General features: G+C 48.2%; 12 protein-coding genes and 1 pseudogene. 6 read left to right on the top strand and 7 right to left on the bottom strand.

Going from position 1 to position 12,032, the window contains the following annotated elements; translation table 11 throughout:
• Positions 1-464: pseudogene (locus ON063_RS13215) on the bottom strand (hypothetical protein); the annotation flags it as partial.
• Positions 461-1,111: a response regulator transcription factor gene (locus ON063_RS13210; RefSeq protein ID WP_214760669.1), complete on the bottom strand. Its 651-nt coding sequence runs from the start codon at positions 1,109-1,111 to the stop codon at positions 461-463. The pseudogene ON063_RS13215 and the gene ON063_RS13210, both read right to left, overlap by 4 nt.
• A gap of 143 nt (positions 1,112-1,254) precedes the next feature.
• On the opposite strand from ON063_RS13210, the gene ON063_RS13205 reads away from it, so the two are divergent.
• Positions 1,255-1,827, top strand: coding sequence for a hypothetical protein (locus ON063_RS13205; protein WP_274665442.1), 573 nt, complete (start codon positions 1,255-1,257; stop codon positions 1,825-1,827).
• A gap of 33 nt (positions 1,828-1,860) precedes the next feature.
• On the opposite strand, the gene ON063_RS13200 is transcribed toward ON063_RS13205, so the two are convergent.
• Positions 1,861-2,568 (bottom strand): hypothetical protein, encoded by a 708-nt coding sequence (locus ON063_RS13200; protein WP_083600206.1) that lies wholly within the window; start codon positions 2,566-2,568, stop codon positions 1,861-1,863.
• 63 nt (positions 2,569-2,631) lie between these two features.
• Entirely contained in the window at positions 2,632-4,530 is a 1,899-nt protein-coding gene (locus ON063_RS13195) for an endonuclease MutS2 (RefSeq protein ID WP_274665441.1), read from the bottom strand.
• A gap of 458 nt (positions 4,531-4,988) precedes the next feature.
• On the opposite strand from ON063_RS13195, the gene ON063_RS13190 reads away from it, so the two are divergent.
• Genes ON063_RS13190 through nagE form a run of 3 tightly spaced genes read left to right on the top strand, consistent with a single transcriptional unit; the run spans position 4,989 to position 7,833 of the window.
• A complete protein-coding gene (locus ON063_RS13190) occupies positions 4,989-5,477 on the top strand; it encodes a PTS sugar transporter subunit IIA (RefSeq protein ID WP_274665440.1) in 489 nt (162 codons plus the stop codon).
• A gap of 20 nt (positions 5,478-5,497) precedes the next feature.
• On the top strand, positions 5,498-6,346 hold the full coding sequence (locus tag ON063_RS13185) for a PRD domain-containing protein (protein ID WP_274665439.1): 849 nt from the start codon (positions 5,498-5,500) through the stop codon (positions 6,344-6,346).
• The gene (gene nagE, locus ON063_RS13180) at positions 6,343-7,833 is read left to right on the top strand and encodes an N-acetylglucosamine-specific PTS transporter subunit IIBC (protein WP_274665438.1); all 1,491 of its coding nucleotides are present in this window, start codon (positions 6,343-6,345) and stop codon (positions 7,831-7,833) included. The genes ON063_RS13185 and nagE overlap by 4 nt, the downstream gene beginning before the upstream one ends.
• A gap of 285 nt (positions 7,834-8,118) precedes the next feature.
• Here nagE and ON063_RS13175 read toward each other — a convergent pair whose 3' ends face one another.
• Positions 8,119-9,063 (bottom strand): zinc metalloprotease HtpX, encoded by a 945-nt coding sequence (locus tag ON063_RS13175; RefSeq protein WP_274665437.1) that lies wholly within the window; start codon positions 9,061-9,063, stop codon positions 8,119-8,121.
• 18 nt (positions 9,064-9,081) lie between these two features.
• Positions 9,082-9,630 (bottom strand): LemA family protein, encoded by a 549-nt coding sequence (locus ON063_RS13170; protein ID WP_015880351.1) that lies wholly within the window; start codon positions 9,628-9,630, stop codon positions 9,082-9,084.
• 138 nt (positions 9,631-9,768) lie between these two features.
• Here ON063_RS13170 and ON063_RS13165 point away from each other — a divergent pair, with 138 nt between their 5' ends.
• Positions 9,769-10,197, top strand: a complete 429-nt coding sequence (locus ON063_RS13165; RefSeq protein WP_274665436.1) for an NUDIX hydrolase — start codon at positions 9,769-9,771, stop codon at positions 10,195-10,197.
• 14 nt (positions 10,198-10,211) lie between these two features.
• Positions 10,212-11,396, top strand: a complete 1,185-nt coding sequence (locus ON063_RS13160) for an amidohydrolase (protein WP_274665435.1) — start codon at positions 10,212-10,214, stop codon at positions 11,394-11,396.
• A 163-nt stretch (positions 11,397-11,559) separates the two neighbouring features.
• Here the strand turns inward: ON063_RS13160 and ON063_RS13155 are convergent.
• A partial coding sequence (locus ON063_RS13155) for a hypothetical protein (RefSeq protein ID WP_274665434.1) occupies positions 11,560-12,032 on the bottom strand: 473 nt, incomplete at its 5' end.

Genomic DNA, 12,032 nt, shown 5'->3' with positions numbered 1-12,032 from the left:
ACGCCGATGGCAACCAACAGTGCCAGGATAAACCCACCTGCTAAGATGAGATAGATTTGCTGAAACTGTGGATTCGAGAACGGTACAGGGCTGTACGTCACGATTTGAATATCCCCTTCTTCTCGTAAATACGTCAAGAAGCGGGTGCCGTTCACACTCACTTCGTCCTGAACCGCTAAGTCATTCGGGTCAAGGCTGATCGGCATCATGCGATGCATCCGTCCACCACGTTCGAGCTCGACCCGTTGTCCGTCCTGAAATAGGAGCACGTCTAGTTGACCTGGAATCCCACGTCCCTCTTGAACGGCCTCATACACAATCGCCGCCTCGCGCTCCAATTGTGCATATGTTTCGTCTTCTGCGAAACGTCCGATCAATAATGACGTGAGTCCGAAAGTTAAGAGTGCCATCACAGCAAGTGGTAGAACAGCCGTCCACAGTAATTTCTTCATCAACCGATTCATGACAGTCCCTCTAAGCGATAACCGACCCGGTGAACGGTCTTCAACTGTTCTTTCAGTGTGGGTGATTTATCACGTAGTTGTTTAATATGAGTGTCGACCGTACGCGTATCTCCGACGAACGCATAGTCCCATACGTCGTCGAGCAGGCGATTCCGGTCCAACGCCTCTCCGACGTGCTTCCATAGATACAAAAGTAGTTCATACTCCTTGTTCGTCAGTCGAAGCGGATATCCGTTCTCCTGCACCATTCTCGATTTGATGTCGATAGTGAGCGCTCCGAATTGAATCACATCGGTCTGTTTGACGAGACGTTTCAGACGAATCTCCAGCTCTTTCAAGACAATCGGTTTGACCAAGTAGTCGTCTGCCCCGAGCTCCAATCCGAATACGCGATCATCTGCCTCACCTCGCGCCGTCGTCAAGATGATGGCAGGTGCGGGCTGTTGCGCTTTCAATGTCGGAATCAAGGTCCATCCTTCTCCATCCGGTAAGCGAACATCCAATAAGATTGCATCAAATCGTTGGTGCAGCTGTTGTTTCGCCTCACTCAAGGTCATCGCCACGGTCACCTCAAACCCGGCATAGGTTAAAAAACGGGACATGCCGTCCGCCAGTTTTTGTTCATCTTCCACAACGAGTACGTTCATCTCATATCGCCTCCACATCCATTATATCGCACACATCGAACGTCCCACCGTTTCCCAAAGACAATTTGCAGAAATCTTGCAACTCCCTCACAACTTCTAACGCCTTCAGTTCTACACTTGAAGTAACAAAGGAGGAGATACACATGAAATCAACAAAACTAGCAATCGCCTTAGCGGGGCTTTTAGCCGTCTCGGGCACTGGCGTATATGCCGCGACGAATGACACGACGACAGATGAATCGACAACGACAGCATCCACACAATGCGAACGTGGTGAACGTGGTCCTGGTATGTTCGGTGAACGAGAAGCGGGGCATGCCGCCCTCATCGAAGCGCTCGGTTTAACAGAAGAAGAAGTGGATGCTGCTCGCGAAAACGGGCAATCACTTCCTGAGCTTGCAGAAGAAAAAGGGATCTCAATCGAAGCGTTCATCGATGCCATCATGACGTCGCATGAAGAAAAACTCGCAACCGCTGTGGAAGAAGGAAACTTGACGCAAGAAGAAGCCGATCAAATCCTTGCGGACCACGAAGAACGTTTTGCCGATGTGACGAGTTACGATGACTTAGAAGATATTCGCGGCATGCGTGGCGGACGTGAAGGTGGTCGCCATGGGCATGGGCACGGTCCACATCATGACGATTCATCCTCTTCAGATGACGATGCTTCAACAGAGAGCGACAGCAACGTAGAAAATCAAAGCAACAGCTTATAAGTCAAAAGGCAGCCACCGCAAGGGGCTGCCTTTTCATATGACGAGTAATAACAACGCATAACCCAACAATCCAATCAAAAACGCACCAAAACTACTTTCACGTTCAGCAGGCAACTCTTCTTTCATGACGTTCAAAATCACTCCTCCTGCCAAAAAAGCGACAACGATGGACAAGCCGAGTTCATTTACTTCTGCAAATGTACCGACTCCCCATCCTATAAGCACGGCAAGCGCTAAGAAGATCCGCCCTTGTCGATCATAAAGTTGCTGATGATGCTGACGCAATCCTTGATCAACCGTGACAAAGTGTATACCGAGCGCCACAAAGTAAAGGAACATCGTGCCATTCGATTGAAACTCACTTTCTGCGAGTACATAACCGATGCTAAACGTATAAAGCGTGAACGAACCGATGTGAATCCAAAATACATACGGTTTTTGTTTGCGTTTATTGGCCGTCGCGAAACGTTCGAGTCCATAAAAGACAGCTAGTCCTAACATACTGATAATCAAGATATGGTTTTCAAGGGAAGCGAAGACGTTATTCCCAATCTCTCCTTCAAGTTCGCGTTGATATTCATTTAACTCTGGCAACAGATGAAGAAATACATAAGCAACGGCAATCCCGCCAGCCACTGATAAAAAACGGCTCCTCGGCACTTCACGCACGTGAATGAGCTTTCCTGAAAAAAAGTGAATCACGGCAAAACCGAGTGCAAACCAAAAGCTTAACTCGAACACATAAGCCCCTCCCACATTAAGACTTCTCTCTATGTGCTCTTACCCTTTCACCATATGCTATATTCATTTCCGATTAGATTGCTCTTGTTTCTTTCTTTCTCGAATCTCTTTCTCCACTCGTCGTAACGCTTTTTTCGACCCTCGTGCAAAGTCGTGCGCTTCCTTTCGTTCTTGATACGTCGTAAACAACGTATCCAAATCATAGTCAGCCGGATAGAGTTCCGTTGCCCGTGCTTCTAATCGGACACGACGACTCGGCAACTCTATATACTCTGCATCCACGAACACTCGTACATGCCGACGCGATGCATCAAACGAATAAACAAGACCGACTTGATTCGTCTCGAGTAGACGAACACGGTCACCTTTTTCAAAACGCTCTGCTTCTTCAAGTGGTACCACTTCCACTTCTCGCGTTATTTTAGATTCATCGACTTTCGTAGTGTCATACGTTTTCTCGTTCATGTAACGAGATGCCTGTTTGAGAATCGCTTCCGGTAACTTCATCTTGCGAGCGATAAATAAGGCGTTGCTGTCGCCTGACTGCCCCATGAGAAGTCGGTATTTCGGTTCAAGCGTTTCCGGGTCAAACTGCATCGCTGCGTTCATGAAATCCGGATGCGCTTCAGAATACGATTTGATTTCTCCATAATGCGTCGATGCCACGACAATCGCGCCCCGTTTATATGCCGCTTCTAAAATGGCAATCGCAAGAGCGGCCCCTTCATTCGGTTCCGTCCCACTTCCGATTTCGTCGAATAACAAGAGTGACCGTTTTCCAGTGGTTTGCATGATTTTCGCCACATTGTGCATATGCGCCGAGAACGTACTGAGCGCCGACTCCAGATCCTGATTGTCTCCGATATCGACGAACACCTCATCGAATGTCGAGATGATCGTATCGGGATGGGCCGGGATATGCAGACCTGTCATCGTCATGAGACTAAGGAGTCCAATCGTTTTCAATACGACCGTCTTCCCGCCGGCGTTCGGTCCCGTGATAATCAAACCGCGATAGTCTGTACCGATGGCAAAATCAAGTGGCACAGCGCTTTCTAAGAGCGGATGGCGTACTCGTTTCAATCGGATGCGCCCGGTCGCATTCACATGCGGTGTCACGCCATCGATAGACTGACTGTACTTCCCTTTGGCGAAGACCATATCGTACTGGGCGATGACGTCGAGCGTCGCCTCGATGTCAGGAAGGACTTCTGCCACGGCTCCTGTCAATGTCGCCAGTACTTGATACATTTCTACCGCTTCTTCCGTACGTTTGACGACGAGTTCGGCGTTCAACTTCGAGATGGCCTCTGGCTCAATAAAGACCGTCGTGCCGCGATTCGATGTGTCCACAATCGTACCCGCCACTTTATGCTTATATGAAGCTTTGATCGGGATGGTGAAGCGGTCCTGTTTTTTCGTGACGAATCCGTCTTGAATCATCTCACGATTCGCGGCGCTCTTCAAAAACTTGGCTAACCGCTCCTCGATGCGTCCTTCGAGAATGTCGACTTGTTTTCGGATTCGCTTCAACTCTTTTGACGCCTCATCGACGACCTGACCGGCTCGAATCGCTTGCGTGATGTCTTCTTCGAGCGTTCGCCATTCGCCCATTCCGGCAGCATATGCGGACAAGAGTGGTGCGAAAAATTCATGTTCGAGCATGAATCGCTTCAGCTTGCGAGCGCCACGTAAAAACTCGGCGACCGCTTCGAGCTCGTTTGCTTCGAGTTGGATCCCTCGTTGTAGTTTCCCGATAATCGTTTCCATATCAGACACTCCGATGAATGGGACATGTGACGTCGCATCTAAAATCGCTCGTGCTTCAGACGTTTCCTGCAGACGCTTCTTCACCGTCGCAATATGGCTCGTCGGACGTTGCTGCCTGAGTAGTCGTGTGCAAAGCTCTACTTTTGTCATCAATTCGTTGTATTGTAATTTTTCAAATGTTTGTTCGTTCATGTGTGTCTCTCCTCAAATTGTAGAATCGAGATACCGCGCAAACAAAAAAGCGTCGGTCGATGACGACCAACGCAAAAAGACAGACCGGTGTCTGGCAGTTTTTGATGGGCGGTATCTGTAACGGAACATGACGGCATGACAAAAAGACGTGTCATCCGACATTTTTCAGTTCGTTAGGCAGATACAACCTCACTCATCAACATGCAACACCTTTCTTCAATAGATTCGCCCTTACTATACACCAGATTCGTCACCTTGTAAAATTTTAGAGAACGCTTTCAAAAAAAGACTTGTGTCTCAAATCCACACATGTTATGTTGAACGTGAAGAAACGAATAGCGATCACATGTGACTGATTCGATCAGGCATGGGGTAAGACGTACGGCGCATGCCACCCGTCTATACTCCATGCCTGTTTTGTTTTTCCTCGTTTTGCGTTAAGAAAGGATGTAGAAGATATGCTATGGAATAAGTTAATGAATCGACACAAACCGACACTGCACTCGCCAATGGAAGGAGACGTTATTCCACTCGATCAAGTAGCGGACCCGGTCTTCAGTGAAAAGATGATGGGGGATGGCATTGCCATCACACCGACAGACGGAGCAGTCGTCTCACCAGCTGACGGAGAAATTGTACAAATCGCTCCGACCAAGCACGCCATCGGTATTCGGACCGAGGATGGGGCTGAGATTTTGATTCACGTCGGGCTCGACACCGTCGAACTCGAAGGTCGACCGTTCGATCTCCGTGTAGATGTAGGTGACCACGTGAAAACAGGACAGCTGTTAATGACAGCCGACTTGTCCCAAATCCATCAAGCTGGTAAAGACACGGTCACGCCAATGGTCGTGACGAATGGTGGCGCACTTGCCCATCATTACGCCTTCACATTCACGAAGGAAGCCGTCCCGGGTAAGACGATTGTCGCCCGAGTGGAAGCGTGACTCCGGAACAAGGAGGACACATGATTAAGATCAAAAAGATTTTGAACAACAATGCGGTCATCGTCTCGGACGATGGGGAAGAAAAAATTGCGATTGGTCCTGGCGTCGCCTTTAAAAAGACGAAGAACGACATCGTCAATCCCCATAAAATCGAAAAATTGTTCATCATGCCGGAAAACGATAAGTTCCAACAGTTGTTGAGTCGGATTCCCGTTGAACACTTTACCGTTTCCGAGGACATTATTTCGTACGCAGAAAAACGGCTTGAGACATCATTTAATGAACATATCCACATCGTCCTGACCGACCATATCTCATTTGCCATTGAGCGTGAGATGGAAGGCATCTCACTTCGGAACAAACTGTTGAACGAGATTAAAATCCTTTATCGGAATGAGTACGAGATTGGACTATGGGCGATTGAACATATCGCAGAAAAATTGAACGTCCAAATGCCGAAAGACGAAGCCGCGTTCATCGCGCTTCATATCCATACGATGAAAGTGAAAGGAGGTGATTTACGCAAGACGGTCAAACAGACAACGATTGTCCGCGACATGATTCAATCGATTTCACGACGACTCGATGTATCCATTGAAGAAGATGACTTATCCTATCAACGATTATTAACTCATTTACGGTTCGTCATGGATCGGGTCAACCATTACGATCATCACACGATTGATGAAGACATGCTCCGCATGATTCAGACGAAATTCACGTCTGCCTATGCGTGCGCATCTGATGTCGCAAAAGAAATGGAAGAGACATATGGCGTCGTCTTGCCCGAGTCAGAACTTGGTTATATTACGCTCCACATTCAACGTCTACAAGATCAACACCATCAAAAAGGAGGAAATCAACAATGATGAACTTTTTCCAACGTCTCGGACGTTCCCTCATGTTACCGGTTGCCGTACTTCCGGCTGCCGCGATTCTCATGGGGATTGGTTATTGGATTGACCCAGTCGGCTGGGGATCTGAAAACATTGCAGCTGCATTCTTAATCAAAGCGGGTGCGGCGATTATCGATAACATTCCAATTCTTTTCGCAGTCGGGGTCGCTCTCGGAATGGCTAAAAACCGCGATGGTTCTGCAGCACTCAGCGGACTCGTCGCCTTCTTGACCGTCACAACACTTCTCTCTGCTGGCACGGTCGCCTTGTTCCAAGGTGTGGATGTCGAAGCCGTCAACCCGGCGTTCGGGAAGATTGCCAACGCGTTCGTCGGGATTCTTTCTGGTCTCGTCGCTGCTTCGATGTACAACCGCTTTAGTCACGTCAAATTACCGGATGCCCTCGCGTTCTTTAGTGGAAAGCGTCTCGTTCCAATCATGACGGCATTCTCGATGATCCTTGTCTCGGTCGCGCTCTACTTCATCTGGCCGGTCGTTTACACAGGCCTCGTTGGATTCGGGGAATCGATTTCTAAACTTGGCGCATTCGGTGCCGGACTTTACGGATTCTTCAACCGTCTCTTGATCCCAACTGGACTTCACCACGCCCTCAACTCGGTCTTCTGGTTCGACGTCGCAGGGATCAACGACATCGGAAACTTCTGGTCGGGTGAAGGTGAGAAAGGTGTAACGGGAATGTATCAAGCAGGTTACTTCCCAATCATGATGTTCGGTCTTCCTGCCGCAGCACTTGCGATGTATCATACAGCGAAGACAAAACGGAAGAAACAAGCGGCTTCGCTTCTACTCGCAGCTGCATTCGCTTCGTTCTTTACAGGGGTAACTGAACCACTCGAGTTCTCGTTCATGTTCCTCGCACCAGTTCTTTACCTTGTACACGCAGTCCTTACAGGAATCTCGCTCTTTATCGCGGCAACGTTCCAATGGACAGCCGGTTTCGGATTCAGCGCAGGACTCGTTGACTTCGTGTTAAGCTCACGCTTGCCGCTTGCGAACCAACCGTATATGCTACTCGTTCAAGGTCTCGTGTTTGCAGTCATCTACTACGCAATCTTCCGCTTCATGATTGTGAAGCTCAACTTGGCGACACCAGGTCGTGAACCAGATGAAGTCGTGGATGCAGTCGCAAGTGAAACGACAGACGGCGAAACGAAAGTGGCGCCGGTCGCATCTGCTTCTGGTAACGAATTCTCAGCCATGGCGAACATGATTTATGACGGTCTCGGCGGTGACAGCAACGTCACAGGAATCGAGTCTTGTATCACACGCCTACGCGTCGATGTGAAAAACATGGATACCGTCAATCAAGATCAAATCAAGAAAGCTGGCATCCCTGGCGTTAAAGTCGTCAGCCCGAATCACATTCAAGTCATCGTCGGCACAAACGTTCAGTTCGTCCTCGATGAGATTGAAAAAATCCGTAGCCACCGCGCCGGATAAACGTCGAAAGCCACCTCATTCAGGTGGCTTTTCTTGTTTTTGTGCATAGTGTTTATAGAATTGAATGAAGTAATATAGGAAAATCCATGGCAAGATGTATTGGGTAAGCCACATGAAAATCTTGAGTACTATATGTACAATATATGGTCCTAGTCCCAATAAAAATAATGCGACTAGTAAAGCGACTCCTAAACCTATGTATATCTTTTTACCCAACTCATTCACCCCCTTATTTTCCCAGTTCAGTGTAACACAAAGAGCCTGCCGCAACCGGACAGGCTCTGATTACATTTGACGAAGTCGGGAAATCCGCTCGACTGGATCAGGGTGCGTCGAGAACAGACCACTCACTTTCTTCTTAAGTGGATCGGAGAAGTAAAGTGGGGCCGAGGCACTCGACGCTTGCTCGACCGGTGTCTCGACGTTGGCAATCTTCTCAAGCGCTGAGGCGAGGGCATCCGGGTTACGGGTCAGTTCCGCTCCACTCGCATCTGCTAGAAACTCGCGATTACGTGAAATCGCCATATTGATCAGCATCGCGATGAGCGGAGCCAATATTAATAAAGCAAGTCCGATGATGAGGAAGATGGGATTCTGATTTTGGTCACGTCGTCCCCCACTGATGCTTCGGAAAAATAACATCCGTGAGCCGATATCACTCATAATGGCGATGACCGAGACGAGTGCGAGTGTGACCGTCGAGAGCCGCACATCATAATTCTTAATATGCGCGACCTCATGCGCGATTACCCCTTCTACTTCTTCTCGCGATAATCGATTAATATGCGCGACCTCATGCGCGATTACCCCTTCTACTTCTTCTCGCGATAATCGATCCAACAGTCCCGTCGTGACGGCGACGGCCGCCTTTTCTGGCTTCAACCCCGTCGCAAAGGCGTTCGGCGATGGGTCGTTGATGATAAAGATGCGCGGCATCGGCACTCGTGCGACCATCGCCATGTTCTCGACCGTATGCCATAGAAAGCGGTGCTCTTCCACCGATGTCACCTCTTGTGCCCGATTCATCTTCATGACGATGTTCGTACTCGACATGATGACGATTCCCACGTAAAACAACGAGAAAATCGGTGTGAAGATCAACCCCGGAATCGCGTCTCCATAGTTGACGTAGGAAATCGCCGCTCCGACGAGAAGAACGAATAAGACAAACCCCGTGACGATGAAAACCGTCTTCACTTTATTCTTTCGAATTTGTTCATAGAGGAGCATACGCGCCACCTCGATTCATCAAAACGAAACGCGAACGTTCTCGCGCTCTTCGGCACGTGCCTCGAGCATATCGCGCTTTTCGAAATGATGGACGGAAGCGATGATGTTCGTCGGGACCGATTCGATTTTCGTGTTATATTTCATGACCGTATTGTTATAGAGTTGACGCGAATACGCGACCTTATTTTCCGTCTGTGTCAATTCTTCCTGCAACATCTTGAAGTTCTCGTTTGCTTTCAAGTCCGGATACGCCTCACGAAGCGCGAAGAGATTTTTCAGTGCTCCACTCAATTGATCGTTCACTGCCATTTGGTCCTGACGATTCGACTTTTCTCCGAGCTGGTTTCTCAGCTCGACGACCTTCGCAAGCGTTTCTTGCTCGTGTTTCGCGTAGCCCTTCACCGTCTCGACCAAGTTCGGAATCAAATCATACCGCCGCTTCAACTGTACATCGATTTGAGCCCATGCCTCATCGACCCAATTTCGATATTTGACGAGCCCGTTGTACATCGAAAAATAGATGAGTACGAGCACGACAACCGCTACAATCGCAATAATCCACCCCATGTTGGCACCTCATTTCTTCATTTTCTCCTGTATTAATTCCCTCTCGTCGTATAACATAAGCGTAACTTAGAAAAATATAGTCAATGATTCATATTTACTGTGAGTTGTCTCATGATTTCATACAAAAGGAGTGTTTCGATGTCTATTCCAACCATCGTTGTCGCCGTGAAAGCGGTGATTGTGCAAAACGACCAGATGCTCGTCATCAAACGAGCAACAGATGACGAGGTTCACCCTGGAACGTGGGAGCTCGTCGGTGGTAAGCTCGATTTCGGCGAAACGCTCGAACGGGCCTTAGAACGAGAAGTATTTGAAGAAACCGACCTACGTGTCACGGTTCAACACCTACTGTACGCTACGACATTTTTAACCAATCCAAACCGCCAAGTCGTCCTTATGACGTACTTGGCTCACCCCATCGCAACAATCGTCACATTGTCCGAAGAGCATAGTGATGCAAGATGGGTGACGGCTAATGAAGCCCGACAGCTGTTACCTCAACCGATTCTCGATGATTTGGATTCACATGACATATGGTCCTTGCTTCAACCAAAACCAATCCACTGACAGGAGTGTTTGCTATGCTTGTGACTGACCTCGATTTAAGATTGACGGAATTATACGAAGAAATGGTGTCCCTAAGACGCCATTTTCACCAATATCCAGAGCTATCTTTTCAAGAAGTTGAAACGCCGAAGATGATCGCCTCTTATCTCCGCGAACTTGGGATTGAAGTACGTGAACACGTCGGCGGTAATGGGGTCGTCGGTCGAATCAAAGGCGGAGATGGCCCGACCATCGCGTTACGGGCCGATTTTGACGCGCTTCCCATCCAAGATGTGAAAGACGTCCCGTATCGTTCAAAAGTAAATGGGGTCATGCATGCTTGTGGACACGATGCCCATACAGCGACGCTTTTGGTTCTAGCGAAAGCATTGACCGAGATGGACCTTCCGGGAGACGTTGTGCTGATTCACCAGTTTGCCGAAGAATTGGCTCCCGGTGGCGCTAAACCGATGATTGAGGATGGCTGTCTCGACAATGTGGATTATATTTATGGTGCGCACATCTGGACACCCCTCCCATTCGGAACAGTCGGCGTCAAAACAGGTCCCACCATGGCGGCAGCCGATCGCTTTGAATTGACCATCACTGGAAAAGGTGGTCATGGTGCGATTCCGCAACATACGGTCGATGCCCTCATGGTCGCCGTGAATGTGGCGAACCACCTCCAACAAGTGGTCAGTCGACGCATCGACCCGCTCGAACCAGCCGTTTTGACCATTGGGACTCTCCATTCCGGTCAAGCGTTCAATGTGATTGCCGAAGAGGCCAAGTTGTCTGGAACCGTGCGTACGTTCACTTCAGAGACGCAAGATAAAATCATCACGGATATGGAACGTATGATTCGTTCTGTCTGCGCTGCGAGCGATGCCGAGTATGCGCTTGACTATATAAAAGGTTATCCAGCCGTCGTCAACCATGTGAGAGAAACAGAATTCGTCCGCCAAAGCGCGAAAGAGACCGTCGGCGAAGACGGTGTCATCGAGATGGCACCACTCATGGTCGGAGAAGACTTCGCTTACTATTTAGAACAAGTACCGGGCAGCTTCTTTTTCACAGGAGCTGGGAACCCTGAACTCTCAGCGATTTTCCCTCACCACCATCCTCGTTTCGATGTGGATGAACGAGCGATGTTACACACGGCTCACATTTTGCTAGGCGCTTTACAGCGTACTTGGATGACACATGAAAAAGAGGATTGATGCAATTAGCATCAATCCTCAAGTTGTTGACGAACCAGATTCGTTGCACGACCTGATTCGTTTTCTTTATTTTCTAATTAGAAAAGTCAAGCAACCAAAAGATGGAAAATGTTAAAAACATCAAACATCTCTTTTTTATTTCTATGTAACTTTCTGAATAAATTTACTTGATGTATTGAGAGTGAAACGAACGCGTCATTGTAATATCCCGAGAGAACAGAGTTCCAATCCCCTTAACAAACACAACCCATGAAAAAGTCCCATGTCCATAAGCCTTTCCACTCTTTTTTGTAGAGCTCAATGTAGCGTATGCTTGGTTTTGCTTCCAGTGGAAACCAAGAGTTACTCCAGTGTGAGATGTCCACACTTTTGTTTTGGTAATTAGTCCGTTAGACCCTTTAGTAGCCGTGACATACAAGTTTAATTTAGATGCACCATGCCATTGGCTCTTTGAAAATGTAGTAGTTGCTGCATTGACAGTCTGTGGATTAAATAAATCTAATAAGTTATTGTTTGATTTATTATCAAGAGATACCTCTAAAGGCGATTGAGCTTCAGCAATAAACTGTTCAAACTCTTCGATCGAATCAAAATTCATAACGATTGTATCTGCTGGAATTTCTTGTTCACTGATTG

It is taken from the genome of Exiguobacterium sp. B2(2022) (assembly GCF_028823655.1).
GTDB lineage: Bacteria > Bacillota > Bacilli > Exiguobacteriales > Exiguobacteriaceae > Exiguobacterium > Exiguobacterium aestuarii_A.
This window is presented reverse-complemented; position numbering and strand designations above follow the sequence as displayed.